Raw genomic sequence first — 14,606 nt, 5'->3', positions numbered from 1 at the left:
CCTGTGACCCTCTGCTTGTAAGGCAGATGCTCTCCCAGCTGAGCTATGCGACCGTATATGGTGACTCCTAGGGGAATCGAACCCCTGTTACCACCGTGAAAGGGTGGTGTCTTGACCGCTTGACCAAGGAGCCATATGTCATTTTACTTTTGTTACCACTTTGTCGTTCCCTTGTTTTTTTACTACCGGGCCATCCGACATTTACTATAATACAAAATTTTTAAACCTTTGTCAACAACTTTTATAAAATTTATTTTTATTTTTTTATATTCCTTTTTATCACTAATAGACTTAGGTATTTATTAATGATATTATAATTTAATACAAATTCTATATCATAATTTAAATTTGTATTATAATTTCACATATATTATGTATTCTTGAATGAACAAGTTACATTCAAATCAACATTCAGGGTATAATCTTATATTTAAATTTAACTATGATTTAGTATACAAATGTATGACTAAAATTAAAAATATATTAATAGCATGAGGTGATTTATTTTGTATCATGATTTAATTATCATTGGCGGTGGTTCTTGTGGTATGGCGTCTGCAATAAAAGCTAAGGACTTAGGTATAGATGTGTCTATAATAGACGGTAGTGATCGATTAGGTAAAAAACTACTAACTACAGGTAACGGACGTTGTAATTTAACTAATGAAAATTTAACCTTAGATAGATTTCATAGTGATAATAATAACTTCTTTAAAGATATTATCACTAAATTTAATTTAGATGATGCCTTAGATTTTTTTAAATCTATTGGTATCTATACTTGTACCTTAGATTCTAAAAAGATTTACCCAATCTCTTTACAAGCTTCATCTGTAGTAGATATTCTTAGAATGAACTTATCCGAGAGAAATATTCCTACTTATATGAATAGTAAAGTTTTAAATATAATTAAGGATAAAAATAATATGTTTAATATTATTACTGATTCAAATACCTATACTTGTAAAAAAGTACTTCTTTGTACGGGTGGAAAAAGTTACACCAAAAGTGGATCTGATGGATCTGGTTATAAGCTAGCAAAAAACTTTGGTCATAAAATAATACCAACTACCCCTGGAATTGTACAGTTAAAGCTAAATCATGATAAACTTAAAGCTATTTCCGGTGTAAAGTTTCAAAGTTTTTGTAGTATATCCATAAACGATGAAACTCGCAGACGTGAATTTGGAGAGATTTTATTTACTGACTATGGCATATCTGGTCCACCAGTATTACAACTTAGTAGAATAGCTTCTAGAGGGGTTTTAAATAAGGATTCTGTATACTTACATGTGAATTTAATGAATTTAAGCTATGATGATATCTTGAATTTTTTTGAAAATCATTTTGGAGTATTCTCCCATAGAAGTATTTCTGATAATTTAATAGGTATTATCAATAAAAAACTTATTCCTGTGATACTAAAAGAGGTTGGAATTATAGATATTCATATGCCAACCTATAGTGTTGAATATGAACATAGATATAAATTGTATAAACTTTTATCTAATTGGACTTTTAAAGTTACCGATACCAATTCTTTTGAGAATGCACAAGTTACATTGGGTGGTGTAGATACTAATGATGTAAACAACTTAACCCTAGAATCAACTTTAATTCCTGGGTTATACTTTGCAGGTGAAATTCTTGACGTAGATGGCGATTGTGGGGGCTTTAATCTTCAGTGGTGTTGGAGTTCCTCAAGTGCTGTTACATCATCTATATACCAATCCTTGAAGAAATAAGCAGTATTCACATACCATTACTCTAAAAGTTCTTATATTATACAACTTTTATCTATAAGATAATGTAAAAATGCTACTAAGGATAATATAATCCTTAGTAGCATTTTATTTTGATATACTCATTCTCACATTCGTTAAAATAAGTAAGTTCCACCGACCAAATCAAAGATTTACTTTCTCGCTTTGCTCGAGGGGACATTCCTTCTCACATACGTTCGAATGAATAAGTTCCACCGACCAAATCAAAGATTTGGGGTGTCACTTATAGTTCGCAGACTCTCATTGTTTGATCTCTTCTTGGGCCAACTGAAACTATAGATATCTTAACTCCAGTGAAATCTTCTATTTTCTTTAAGTATACTTTTGCATTTTCTGGAAGTTCTTCATAAGTTCTAGCATCATTTATGCTTGAATCCCATCCATCCATCTCTTCATATACTGGTTCACATTTAGCTAAATCCTCAAGACTTGCTGGGAAGTAATCTATAACTTTTCCATCTAACTTATATCCTACACAAACCTTTAATTTTTCAAGACCTGCTAAAGTATCTATTTTAGTTATACCAAAGCTTGTTAATCCTGAAACTCTAGCTGCACTTTTTAGTATAACAAGGTCAAGCCAACCACATCTTCTGCTTCTTCCTGTAGTTGTTCCATATTCGAACCCTTTTTCTCTTATCCAATCTCCAACTTCATCTTCAAGTTCTGTTGGGAATGGTCCTTTTCCAACTCTTGTAGTATATCCTTTAACGATTCCTACAGCACTGTCTATCATTGTTGGCCCTATACCAGCTCCTGTACATACACCACCTGCTACAGTATTAGAAGATGTTACATAAGGATATGATCCAAAGTCTATATCAAGAAGTGTACCTTGTGCACCTTCAAATAATACATTTTTATTAGCTTTTATGCTATCATAAACTTTAACTGAAGCATCAGCTACGTATGGTTTTAATCTTTCACCATAAGCTAAATATGCTTCATAAACTTCTTCAAATTTTAAAGCTTCTCCACCATAAACTTTAACTATTAGATCATTCTTTCCTGGTAAGTACTCTTGCAATTTTTCTTTTAAAACTTCTGGTTTAATAATGTCACAAACTCTTATTCCACATCTCTCAACCTTATCAGTATAACAAGGACCTATACCTTTTTTAGTGGTTCCGATATCATTTTTACCTCTAGCTGCTTCTTTAAGTTCGTCTAATATTCTATGATATGGCATTATAACCTGAGCTCTATCACTTACAAGTAATCTTTCTGGAGTTATATCTTCACCTAGATTATTTAAATAATCCATTTCCTTAAATAAAGCTTCTGGATCAACAACAACTCCATTACCTATTATATTTAGTTTATTATTATAAAGTATTCCTGATGGAATTAAATGTAGTTTATATTGCTTATCTCCAACTTCTACAGTGTGACCTGCATTATTTCCACCTTGGAATCTAACAACTACATCTGCACTTTCTGCAAGATAGTCAGTCATCTTCCCCTTTCCTTCGTCTCCCCATTGAGCTCCTAACACTATAAATGATGACATATTTTTCCTCACTTTCTTTTACTTTTCATAAGTAAAATTTACTATATTAAATTTAGTTGATTATGTTTTTCATCTAAAATTCTAGCAACATAAACTCCACTAGCAGATGCTTGTGATAATGAATGTGTAACTCCAGATCCATCACCTAATACATAAAGATTTTTCACTTTAGTCTCTAGGTTATTATCTACTTCTATATTTGAATTGTAGAATTTAACTTCTACACCATATAATAATGTATCTGCATTCGCTGTTCCTGGTGCTATATTATCTAAAGCATATATCATTTCTATTATAGCATCTAATTGGCGTTTTGGTATAACCAAACTTAAATCACCTGGAGTTGCTTTTAAAGTTGGTACTGTAAAACTCTTATCCATTCTATGATCATTAGTTCTTCTTCCTTGCACTAAATCACCAAATCTTTGAACTAAAACTCCACCACCTAACATATTGCTAAGTTTTGCTATGGATTCTCCATACTCATTGCTATTTTTAAATGGCTCAGTAAAGTTATTTGTTACCAGTAATGCAAAGTTTGTATTTTCTGTATGTAGTTCTGGATTAGAATAACTATGTCCATTTACAGTAACTATTCCATTTGTATTTTCACTTACTACTTCTCCATGAGGATTCATGCAGAATGTCCTAACTAAATCACCATATTTCTTTGTTCTATATACAATCTTACTTTCGTACACTTTATCAGTTATATGTTCAAAAACTGCAGCTGGAAGCTCTACTCTAACCCCTATATCAACTCTATTACTCTTACTTTCTATACCCAGTTTATTACAAACATTCGATATCCATTTAGATCCTGATCTTCCACTAGCAACTACTAGGTCATTACACTTATATTCGCCTTTATCGGTTTTTAATATGAATTCTTCTCCTTGTTTTTCAATATCTAAAACCTCAGTATTGAATTCCATATCAACTTTATCTTTTAAATAATCATACATATTAGCTAGAATTTTTAAGTTTCTATCAGTTCCAAGATGTCTAACCTTTGCATCTAATAGATGTAAATCATGCTTAAGCGCTTCTGTTTTTATTGTACTTTCTGCCGTGGAATAAAGTTTTGCATCTCTTCCACCATTATCACAAAGAACCTTATCTACATAGTACATAAGATCTAATGCTTCTTGCTTGCCTACGTACTTGTATAAGTCTCCTCCGAAGTTATTAGTTATATTGTACTTTCCATCAGAAAGACTTCCAGCTCCACCATAACCATTCATTATATTGCAATACTTACAATGGATACAAGCCTTTATTTTCTTTCCATCTATTGGGCAAGTTCTTTTTTCAAGTTTATTACCTTTTTCAATTATTAATACCCTTGCTTTTGATTTTAAAACTGATAGTTCATAAGCAGTGAAAATACCACTAGCTCCGGCTCCAACAATAATAACATCATAATTTTTATACATGTTTAATCACCCCATAAATATATTAACAAAGTGAACTGTGATTTTCAACAAAAATACGAATAATTTATTCAACTTCCAATATATACTTCGTTATAATTATCACATTTAAAATCTTAATTTCCCCTGTATTATCTTAAATTATTCTAAATATATGTAGATTTTAAGTTTAATATTTTTTATGAATTAATATATGTAATTATAAAAAAATAGTATAAACCTAGGTTTATACTATTTTTTATTATATTATTAGTAGTTATACTAAAGATTTATAAATATTTATTCCATTTAAGCTAAATATTTTTTCTGAAAATTCACCTGGCTTTAGATCTTTAGTTGCCTTTTGCATATCATACATTCTTGCATCTAAAACATCTAGATGGTGAAGCATTTCAGCCTCTGGTATCATAGGCTTTTTAGGACTACCATACTCCGGTTCATAATGGTGAGTTAATATCATATGCTGAAGTAACATAACAACTTCTTTATCTGCTCCTGTCTTTACCCCTGCATTCTCAATCAAACTAATTCCTTGTATTATATGACCTAGAAGTTGGCCCTCAGTGCTATATTTAGATACTATTCCAAGTTCACTAGATTCCATTTCTTCAATCTTAGCTATATCATGAAGAATAATACCTGCATATAATAAATCCTTATTTAAATAAGTATATATTTCTAAAAGTTTCTCTGCCGCTCTAAGCATAGTTGTTACATGATATAAAAGTCCACCCTTTATTGCATGATGATTTGATTTTGCCGCTGGGTAATGCATTAGTTTATTACTAAACTTACTAATTATATCTTCAGTTATATTTTTAATGTCAGGACTTTCTATTTTCTCTATAAAATCTATAATTATCTCAAACATATCATCAGATCTATATGGAGCACACATTATAAATTCATCAAGATTTACATTATCATCTTCTGTTGCAACTCTAATTTTCTCTATTTTTAACTGAAGCTTTCCTCTATATTCATTCACTACAGCTCTAACTTTCACAAGTATATTATCTTTAATTATATTTTCAACATTGTTATGACATTCCCACAACTTTGCATTTATCTCTCCCGTTGAATCTATAAACATAAAATCCAAATATTTATTTGTAGTACTATTATTCGTAATTTTACACTCTACACTTTTTACCAGAAAGAAACTTTCAATTTTCTCTCCTTTGCTAAATTCACAAATCTTTTTATCTTCCATAAGTTATCTCCTCTATACACTTTTATGCTATTTAACTATAAATTAAATAGCCTTATCTTAACCTTTTGAAATACATTTTAGAATAAATCTACACTTTATATGAATATTATCAAATTTAATACAAATATACAATAACATTTAAAAAAAGATATGTTTTACCACATCTTTTTTAATGTTACCCAACACAGCATTTTCTTTTAATTATTTTTCCATCCTCATCAGTAAAGTTATTTATTATTATAGTTACTACATCTACTAAAATCCATATTCCAAATCCTCCAAGAGTAAATAACATTAATATTGCAGTGCCAGCTTTTCCAACATAAAATCTATGGAATCCAATAAACCCTAATAGAATACAAAGCACAAGTGTTGCACTCCAACTTTTTACACTATAGATTTCTTCATCTATATCTTTTGATATAAAGTTGTTATCATCTAAAAATTCATCCTTACCTGCATTTTTATCATAATTATTTTCTATGTTTTGTTCATAGCTTTCATCTAGATATACTTCATTATTAATACATACCTCTTTTTCTTCACATAATAAATCTTCACTATTTCTTTCTTCATCCTTCATAAGTACTATTCACCTCACGCTAAAGTATAATTAATATATCTTTATGTAATGAGTATGTAGTATATGCATTAAATATTATTTGTTATTACTTAATTACATTCCTTATAAGTATAAATTTTCAATAAATAAATTTCTTATGTTAGTCTTGATGTACTAAGTCTAGATTACCAAATTTACTATACTTACCTATCCAAGCTAGATTTACTGTTCCAACTTCACCATTTCTGTGCTTAGCCAGTATACATTCAGCTACATTTTCATCTTCCTTTTCTTTACTATAGTAATATTCTCTATATAGAAACATAACTATATCTGCATCCTGCTCTATAGATCCAGATTCTCTAAGATCAGATAACATAGGTCTATGATCTGCTCTTTGCTCCGGTGCACGTGATAATTGAGATAGTGCAATAACCGGACACTTCATTTCCTTTGCTAAAGCCTTTATACTTCTTGATATTTCAGATACCTCTTGTTGTCTATTATCAGGACTATTTCCTGACATTAATTGAAGATAGTCTATGATAATTAGGTCTATTCCATGCTCTATTTTAAGCCTTCTACACTTAGATCTCATTTCCATTATAGAAATACCAGCAGTATCATCTATATATATTCCAGATGATGCAAGTGGACCTGAAGCCCTTGCAATATTCTCCCAATCTCTATCATCTAGATCTCCATTTCTAAGCCTAACCATATCAACATTAGCTTCTGCACAAAGCAACTTATATGCTAGTTGCTCCTTACTCATCTCTAGAGAAAATATTGCTACTTTTTTTCCTCCTCTTATAGCTGCATTTTGAGCTATATTAAGACAAAAGGTCGTCTTTCCCATAGATGGTCTTGCCGCTATAAGTATCATGTCACCACTCTGAAATCCAGATGTCTTAGTATCTAAGTCTTTAAATCCACTAGCTACTCCATTAACTTGACCTTTATTGTTGAAGATTTTTTCTATTTCTAAAAATCCTCTTTCAAGAACTGCACTCATGGACTCAAAATCACTACTACTTCTTTTTTCTGATATATTAAATATTTTCTTTTCCGCTAAATCTATAACTGACTCAACATTATCTTGTTTATTATAACTATTTTCTATTATTTCAGTTGAGCTTCTTATTAGTCTCCTAAGGGTTGACTTATCCTCAACTATATTTATGTATGAAGATAGATTGGCTGTGGATGGTACAGACATACTTATTTCTGTTATATATGTTATTCCACCTACTTTATCAAGCATATCATTAGACTTTAAATAGTCTACTAGTGTTATCATGTCTATTGGTATATCTTTATTATACAATTCCCTTATAGCCTTAAAAATAGTCTTATGAGAATCTTTGTAAAAATCCTCTGCTTGAAGTACCTCTGCTGCCTGTGCAATTGCAGTCTTATCTATTAACATAGATCCAATTACTGATTGTTCTGCATCTATATTTTGTGGCATAGTTCTAAGTGATTCACTCATATTATCACCTCTTTATATTAAAATTAAACTCTTACTCATATTCATTCCAATGAGTAAGTTCTATTTGCTAAATCAAAGATTTAGAATATCACTCAAAAATCAAAACCCTGTAATATAACGTCACAGGGTTTTAATAACTAAATTCTAAAATACTATTTCTAGTAACTCTTCTATTGTTGATACTGCTGTAACTTTTACATTCTCAATATCACTAGGTACATCTTTTAAGTTATCTATCGGTATTAATACCTGTCTTATACCTTTTCTCCTAGCTCCGTATATCTTCTCGAATACTCCACCTACGGGCTTTATTTTGCCTCTTATTGATATCTCTCCAGTCACTGCAATGTCTTGTCTTAGAGGTTTCTCTAAAAGTGCACTTATAATACAAGCTGTTATTGCCGCTCCTGCAGATGGGCCATCAATCTTCCCTCCACCAATAACATTTACATGAATATCATAATCTCTAATTTCCTTATCAGTAATCTTTCTTATAACAGAAGCTGCATTAAATACGGAATCTTTAGCCATAGAACCAGCTGTATCATTAAATCTAATGTTACCCTTACCTTTTTCTTTAGCTTCAAACACTGCACATTCAATTTCAATAGTTGACCCTAAGAACCCAGACACTCCAAGTCCAAATATTTGACCTACTTGTTTAGCATCCAAATCAGTAACATCCTCATAAGCTCTTAATCTATTATTTGAAACTACTTGATTAAAATCATTTATAGTTATAACTACATCTTCTGTAGTCTCTCTATTTAATAGTACATATCCATATACGTCAGCAAGAATATTTATAGCTTTTCTACCTTCTATAGTATACCGGCTTATCTCTCTTGCCAATCCATCCTCTAATATTATATTTAACTTTTTACTAGCATTTAATACAACATGCTCTATATCTTTAGCTGATAATGGCTCAAAATATACTTCAGTACATCTTGATCTTAAGGCAGGGTTTATTTCACCCGGCTCTCTAGTTGTAGCACCAATAAGTACAAAATCTGCTGGTGCACCCTTATCAAATAAATATTTTATATATTTAGGCGTATTTTCATCATCTGGATCATAATAAGATGATGAAAACTCTACTCTTTTATCTTCTAGTACCTTTAACAGTTTATTTTGAAGTGTATAATCTAACTCTCCAATTTCATCTATAAATAATACTCCCCCATGGGCCTGTGTAACTAACCCTGTCTTTGGCTCTGGAGTACCACTCTCTGCCAAGTCTCTCTTAGATCCTTGGTATATAGGATCATGAACTGACCCCAATAATGGATTTGATATTTCTCTTGGGTCCCATCTTAAAGTTGTCCCATCTACCTCTACAAACTTTGCATCTACCTCATATGGAGTATGCTTTAGTTTCTTTACTTCCTCAAGTGCAATTCTTGCAGCTGTTGTTTTTCCAACCCCTGGAGGTCCATACAAAATAATATGTTGAGGATAAGGTGATGACATTTTTGATATTAAAGACTTAATTGCTCTTTCTTGTCCTATTATTTCTGAAAAACTTTCAGGTCTTAACATACTCATAATGTTTTGAGTTAAATGTTTTGAGTCTAATGATTCAAGATCTTCGTATTTCTTTAAAGTCTTGCTGTTTTCAGACCCTCTTTGTTTTTTGATAATACCAAGTCTTATCTCATCTACATACTTGTCCTGTTTTTCTATAATGTGTTTTTCAACTTCTGAATCTATCTTATTTTGTATATATCTTTTAGCTAAAAGTTCACTTACTTCTAAGCTAGTAGCTTGCAATGATTCTTGAATATTGCTTTCATTTGGTGGTATAGCTATACCTTTTCCATTAGTAACTATTTTATTAATTGCATATAGTTTTTTATAATAGTCTTTGCCACTTAAGTGTTTCTGAACTTTAAATTTAACTGCTCTTCCTCTTATAGTCCCTTCATCTAAAAGTTTATACATAACATCATGTAAAACCTCTATTTCCACTTCTAATGACATATTTTCTTCAAGATTTAAATTGTTAGATTTATCTAATGAATTTATATTCAAAATGTATTAGCATAGAAGAAATCATATATTTCTTCTATGCTTTCCTCCCCTCAGTTTTAGACTCTATTGTTGTTCCTTTATAATAACCTTTACCTTAGTTGATATTTCTGGATATAATTTTAACTCTACATCATATATTCCCATAGTCTTAATTGTATTTGCTACAATTTTCTTTTTATCTATTGTTACCTTTAGTTGTTTTTCAATTTCCTGAGAAATATCCTTTGTTGTTATTGCTCCAAATAATCTACCATTATCTCCTGATTTAGCATATATGATAACTTCTTTATCCTTTAATTCGCTAGCAACTTTTTGTGCTGCTTCTATCTCAGCTGTCTTTTTCTTTCTATCAGCTTCATTTTTTTTATTTAAAATATGCATATTAACATCATTAGCTTCTTGAGCTAATTTCTTTGGAAATAAAAAGTTTCTTGCATATCCATCAGAGGCATTAACAACGTCCCCCTTTTTCCCAACTGATTTTACATCTTGTAATAAAATAACTTTCATTATTATTCACCCTTCCTTAAGTATTTTTCTATAGCATCATTTAATAATTCTTCTGCTTGGTTTTGTGTAGTTTGTTTAATTCTAGCACCAGCCATTGTTAAATGTCCTCCACCACCTAAATATTCAAGTATTACTTGAACATTTATATCACCTAAGGATCTTCCACTTATATAAGTGTCCTCTTCCATTTTAACAAGAACAAAGGATGCTTGAATACCTGTAATATTTAGCAGTTCATCCGCCGCTTGAGCAGATAACACAGAATTTGATATATCTGGTGGGCATTTGGCTATTGCTATGCCATTTTTAACCTTTGACGTTCTTATTATATCAGATCTGGTTATATATATATCTAATGCTTCACTAAAAATCCTTTTAACATCCACAGTGTCTGCACCTAATCTTCTTAAAAATGCAGCTGCCTCAAAGGTTCTTACTCCTGTTTTGAAACAAAAGTTCTTAGTATCCAGGCATATTCCTGCAAGTAATGCTACCGCCTCTATTTCTTTTAATTTTGGCTTATCCACCATATATTGAATTAACTCTGTTATTAGCTCTGACGTTGATGATGCATAGGTCTCTACATAACTGAGTAATGTTCCTTGAATAAAATCCTTAGTCTTTCTGTGATGGTCAATAATCACTGTTCTACTAAACAGGTTTACAACCTCCATGGAAAGCACGTAACTTTCATTATGAACATCAACCAATATCAATAAACTTTTATCATCTTTTATTCCCTTAACAGCATGAGTATTTATAAATACATCCTTATATTCTTCATTCCCATTAAGTTTTTCCAACATATATTCTACTGCATCATGTGGCTCATCAAGTATTATATGGCACCTTTTGTTTAGAGAGTTTATTGTACTATACATACCTATTGAAGCTCCTAAGCAATCCATATCAGGGTTATAATGACCCATAATAAATATATTACTACTTTCATTTATAAGATCAAGGAGCGCGTGCCCAATAACTCTAGCTCTAACCTTTGTTCTCTTCTCTACTTCTTTAGTCTTTCCACCATAAAAGGATACCTTTTCAAAACTTTTTACAACACATTGATCTCCGCCTCTTCCAAGTGATAAATCTTTAGCTATTGTTGCAAATTCATGATTTTGGGCTGAGGTATCTCCCCCTCTTCCAACTCCTATACTTAAAGTCACTGTAAGTTTATTTCCACTACTTACTTCTCTAATTGTATCTAAGATATCAAATTTTTTACTCATTTCACCTTCTATATTTTTATCCTTTGTAGTCAGAACATACTTATTCGAAGAATATTTTCTTATTAGAGCATCTAAATTATTTGCATAACTATTTATAGTTCTATCTATATCTGCTATAAGTTGAGGTCTTGATCCTTCCTCTGTAGTTTTTATAACATCATCTAAATTATCTACTTCTATTAACATTACACTTTCTTTAGTCTCACTAATTTCTTTTATTAAATTAACATTGTTAGTAATATCATAAAGATAAACTATTATAACCTTATCAATTTCATCTATTAAGTTACCATCAACTATATTAATATAAATGTCATAATGTCTATTTTCCCAAACTACATTTTTATATTCTAATTTCTTTCCTTCTAAAATTAACTTTAAATTTATTTCTTTTATTACATCTTTAATATGCTTACCTATTATATAATTATCATCTATATTACATAATAAACTGCTATTGCACCAAATTATTGAACCATCCTCTGATAAAAACATTATAGGAAATGGAACATTAGAAAATGTTATTGTATTTACTAAGTCTATCTTGGATGTTATATCCCCAACGTAATTATTAAAATCATTACTTTCATCACTACTTGAAAAAATTGTATATAGTAATAAAAGGGTATATATTAGAAGAACTATACTCATTCCAAGAAATTTATGCATTATAAATAATATCATAACTAATATGATTATTAAAAATATACATATCTTACTTTTTATAAAATAACATATATCCTCTTTAAATTTACCTTTATTCATACACTACGCCTTTCTAAGCCTATGAGGGTCTAATTTTCTAAAATCTAATATCATTTCTACAAAGCCAATAATACTAAAAATAATATAAGATCCTAATATAAATATTATAACTATCATAAACGTTCTAGGAGATTTATTCATATTCATCTTTTTTGTTAAGAAATAGTTTGTAACAGCCACGCCATTTATGGCCATTAGTACCATAGTTACTAACATTGTTGCATTATACAATAGTAATGCCCACTCTACGCCCCTACTATTAACTATTATGCCTATACTTATAATTGAAATCAATGCAGCACCTAATAAATTTGATACATAGAACTCTGAAAAATTTAATGTTTCAATATCCTTGTACCTCAACTTTATGAGTATTTTACGTGTAATACCAAAGCATATATAAGATACTAGAAATCCATATAATAAAATCACAGCTGGTAAATATATTATAAAAGCTTCTACTGTGAATATACTAGCTGCTTGATCTAGCATTTGTAGTTGCGTAGCACTCATTCCCATACTACTGTAAAAACTTTTTGCTGATTCCATAGCTGCATTCATAGTTTCTGAATACATCACTAATTGTTCTCTTATAAATCCAAATAAATTAGTATTATTGATTAGTCTGGCTACAAGCCAAGCTTCTCCTATAAATGATATTATACTTGCTAATATCACTAGTATTAAAGTTTTATATGGTTTCTTCTTATTCTTTATACAATATCCTATAGTACCACCAACTAGGGAATAAGATATTGATGAACTAATTGCTATAATGGGATTACTGAACATACTTGTTATTGCAATACTGACTACTATACATCCTGCAACATATTTAAACTCATGTCTATAATACAAAACAGCTACAGGTATAGGTAATATAACCACTCCAACTATGTACATTAGTGGTAGGTATAATGTCGCCATTAAAATTATGGTTATAATACCTGCCATTAATGCAGATTCAATTATACCTCTGGTATTAATCTTTTGTTCCATAATATCCTCCTATTAACTTCTTTCCCTTAAATGGTCGTAAAGTTTAGATAATTCCTTACCATTTTTTTCAAGACTATCACCTTCTACTATTCCAACTTTTAACTTCTTTTTCATAGTTTCATCAATGGCTAAATGAGAATATCCTAACTTTTCTGCTAAAATATATAATATTATTATTGCCCCTGATATACAATCTAAAAGTGCATCTTGTGCTACATTACTTCCTCTACTTAATAATTTAAAGAAATCTCCAATAATACAAACTAACTCTGCCTTTAATCCTTCTATTACTTTTATATTAGACATGATATTAAATTCTTCTCTTCTCATAAGAATCATTCCTTCCTTAGGCTATAAGTATATTGTAATTTTTTTTTAATATTTATGCAACATCATTGTAGACATATTTGCCTTTATTTCACAGTATAATAATAAAAAAAACTAGTGAATCTTATCCATTCACTAGTTTTGTATCAATTTTATGTTTTATTAACTTACTTAGCTATTACTATTCAGTTGTGAATGGTAATAATGCTATGTTTCTAGCTCTTTTAATAGCTACTGTTAACATTCTTTGATGCTTAGCACAGTTTCCAGAAATTCTTCTTGGTAATATTTTACCTTTTTCTGTAACGTACTTTCTTAATTTATTGATATCTTTATAATCTATAGCGGTAGCTTTATCCATGCAGAAAGAACATACTTTTCTCTTAGTTCTTTTTCTGTTTCCGCCTCTTCTTTTATCACTTTTATCATTTCTATCATAAGCCATTGCACTTACCTCCTTACCTAATTATTAAAATGGCATATCCTCACCATCATCAATTGGAGTCATATCTCCTCCACCAAAATAATCTGATGGTATTGATGAATCATTGTGAGAATTAGCACTTGTATTCATTCCTGATGTTTTATTGCCGCCCCATTCAAGGAAACTTACTTCATCAGCTACTACTTCAGTAACATATCTTCTTCCACCGTCTTTAGCTTCATAAGAACGAGTTTCAATTCTACCAGCTACACTTAAAAGTTTACCTTTACTCATATAGTTAGCAGTACTTTCAGCTTG

The 14,606-nt window shown here is 30.3% G+C and carries 13 protein-coding genes and 1 tRNA gene; 1 reads left to right on the top strand and 13 read right to left on the bottom strand.

The genetic code is table 11. The features are described from left to right. Nucleotides 1–58 precede the first annotated feature (58 nt). Nucleotides 59–133 (bottom strand) — tRNA-Glu (locus RSD37_RS15915). A 373-nt stretch (nt 134–506) separates the two neighbouring features. On the opposite strand from RSD37_RS15915, the gene RSD37_RS15910 reads away from it, so the two are divergent. Beyond that, the gene (locus tag RSD37_RS15910) at nt 507–1,745 is read left to right on the top strand and encodes an NAD(P)/FAD-dependent oxidoreductase (protein WP_346947718.1); all 1,239 of its coding nucleotides are present in this window, start codon (nt 507–509) and stop codon (nt 1,743–1,745) included. 262 nt (nt 1,746–2,007) lie between these two features. Here RSD37_RS15910 and RSD37_RS15905 read toward each other — a convergent pair whose 3' ends face one another. The 12 genes from RSD37_RS15905 to RSD37_RS15850 all read right to left on the bottom strand — a co-directional run. Then, the gene (locus tag RSD37_RS15905) at nt 2,008–3,294 is read right to left on the bottom strand and encodes an adenylosuccinate synthase (protein ID WP_346947717.1); all 1,287 of its coding nucleotides are present in this window, start codon (nt 3,292–3,294) and stop codon (nt 2,008–2,010) included. A gap of 41 nt (nt 3,295–3,335) precedes the next feature. Then, nucleotides 3,336–4,730 carry an NAD(P)/FAD-dependent oxidoreductase gene (locus RSD37_RS15900; protein ID WP_346947716.1) on the bottom strand — a complete coding sequence of 465 codons (1,395 nt, stop codon included), beginning with the start codon at nt 4,728–4,730 and terminating at the stop codon, nt 3,336–3,338. Nucleotides 4,731–4,983: 253 nt separating this feature from the next. After that, nucleotides 4,984–5,940 carry an HD domain-containing protein gene (locus RSD37_RS15895; RefSeq protein WP_346947715.1) on the bottom strand — a complete coding sequence of 319 codons (957 nt, stop codon included), beginning with the start codon at nt 5,938–5,940 and terminating at the stop codon, nt 4,984–4,986. A gap of 175 nt (nt 5,941–6,115) precedes the next feature. Then, nucleotides 6,116–6,523 (bottom strand): TM2 domain-containing protein, encoded by a 408-nt coding sequence (locus RSD37_RS15890; RefSeq protein WP_346947714.1) that lies wholly within the window; start codon nt 6,521–6,523, stop codon nt 6,116–6,118. 139 nt (nt 6,524–6,662) lie between these two features. Next, entirely contained in the window at nt 6,663–7,994 is a 1,332-nt protein-coding gene (locus tag RSD37_RS15885) for a replicative DNA helicase (protein ID WP_346947713.1), read from the bottom strand. 144 nt (nt 7,995–8,138) lie between these two features. Continuing rightward, nucleotides 8,139–9,977, bottom strand: coding sequence for a Lon family ATP-dependent protease (lonC, locus tag RSD37_RS15880; protein WP_346947712.1), 1,839 nt, complete (start codon nt 9,975–9,977; stop codon nt 8,139–8,141). Nucleotides 9,978–10,091: 114 nt separating this feature from the next. After that, nucleotides 10,092–10,538, bottom strand: coding sequence for a 50S ribosomal protein L9 (gene rplI / locus RSD37_RS15875; protein WP_346947711.1), 447 nt, complete (start codon nt 10,536–10,538; stop codon nt 10,092–10,094). A 2-nt stretch (nt 10,539–10,540) separates the two neighbouring features. Beyond that, a complete protein-coding gene (locus tag RSD37_RS15870) occupies nt 10,541–12,538 on the bottom strand; it encodes a DHH family phosphoesterase (protein WP_346947710.1) in 1,998 nt (665 codons plus the stop codon). A 3-nt stretch (nt 12,539–12,541) separates the two neighbouring features. After that, on the bottom strand, nt 12,542–13,537 hold the full coding sequence (locus RSD37_RS15865; protein ID WP_346947709.1) for a DUF2232 domain-containing protein: 996 nt from the start codon (nt 13,535–13,537) through the stop codon (nt 12,542–12,544). 12 nt (nt 13,538–13,549) lie between these two features. Further along, complete coding sequence (locus RSD37_RS15860; RefSeq protein ID WP_346947708.1) at nt 13,550–13,867, bottom strand: MazG-like family protein; 318 nt, start codon at nt 13,865–13,867, stop codon at nt 13,550–13,552. 178 nt (nt 13,868–14,045) lie between these two features. Next, on the bottom strand, nt 14,046–14,309 hold the full coding sequence (gene rpsR / locus RSD37_RS15855; RefSeq protein ID WP_346947707.1) for a 30S ribosomal protein S18: 264 nt from the start codon (nt 14,307–14,309) through the stop codon (nt 14,046–14,048). 24 nt (nt 14,310–14,333) lie between these two features. Further along, on the bottom strand, nt 14,334–14,606 hold a 273-nt coding region (locus RSD37_RS15850), incomplete at its 5' end, for a single-stranded DNA-binding protein (protein WP_346947706.1).

The organism is Clostridium sp., from assembly GCF_036646415.1.
Classification (GTDB): Bacteria; Bacillota; Clostridia; order Clostridiales; family Clostridiaceae; genus Clostridium_J.
The sequence above is the reverse complement of the archived record's forward strand: the minus strand, read 5'-3'. Positions and strand labels throughout refer to the sequence as shown.

Bases quoted from the DNA above. Each gene is read 5' to 3' on its own strand.
- RSD37_RS15890 (WP_346947714.1), bottom strand. From the start codon at position 6,523: ATGAAGGATGAAGAAAGAAATAGTGAAGATTTATTATGTGAAGAAAAA.
- RSD37_RS15865 (WP_346947709.1), bottom strand. From the start codon at position 13,537: ATGGAACAAAAGATTAATACCAGAGGTATAATTGAATCTGCATTAATG.
- rplI (WP_346947711.1), bottom strand. From the start codon at position 10,538: ATGAAAGTTATTTTATTACAAGATGTAAAATCAGTTGGGAAAAAGGGG.
- RSD37_RS15870 (WP_346947710.1), bottom strand. From the start codon at position 12,538: ATGAATAAAGGTAAATTTAAAGAGGATATATGTTATTTTATAAAAAGT.
- RSD37_RS15860 (WP_346947708.1), bottom strand. From the start codon at position 13,867: ATGAGAAGAGAAGAATTTAATATCATGTCTAATATAAAAGTAATAGAA.
- rpsR (WP_346947707.1), bottom strand. From the start codon at position 14,309: ATGGCTTATGATAGAAATGATAAAAGTGATAAAAGAAGAGGCGGAAAC.
- RSD37_RS15905 (WP_346947717.1), bottom strand. From the start codon at position 3,294: ATGTCATCATTTATAGTGTTAGGAGCTCAATGGGGAGACGAAGGAAAG.
- RSD37_RS15885 (WP_346947713.1), bottom strand. From the start codon at position 7,994: ATGAGTGAATCACTTAGAACTATGCCACAAAATATAGATGCAGAACAA.
- RSD37_RS15900 (WP_346947716.1), bottom strand. From the start codon at position 4,730: ATGTATAAAAATTATGATGTTATTATTGTTGGAGCCGGAGCTAGTGGT.
- RSD37_RS15895 (WP_346947715.1), bottom strand. From the start codon at position 5,940: ATGGAAGATAAAAAGATTTGTGAATTTAGCAAAGGAGAGAAAATTGAA.
- lonC (WP_346947712.1), bottom strand. From the start codon at position 9,977: ATGTCATTAGAAGTGGAAATAGAGGTTTTACATGATGTTATGTATAAA.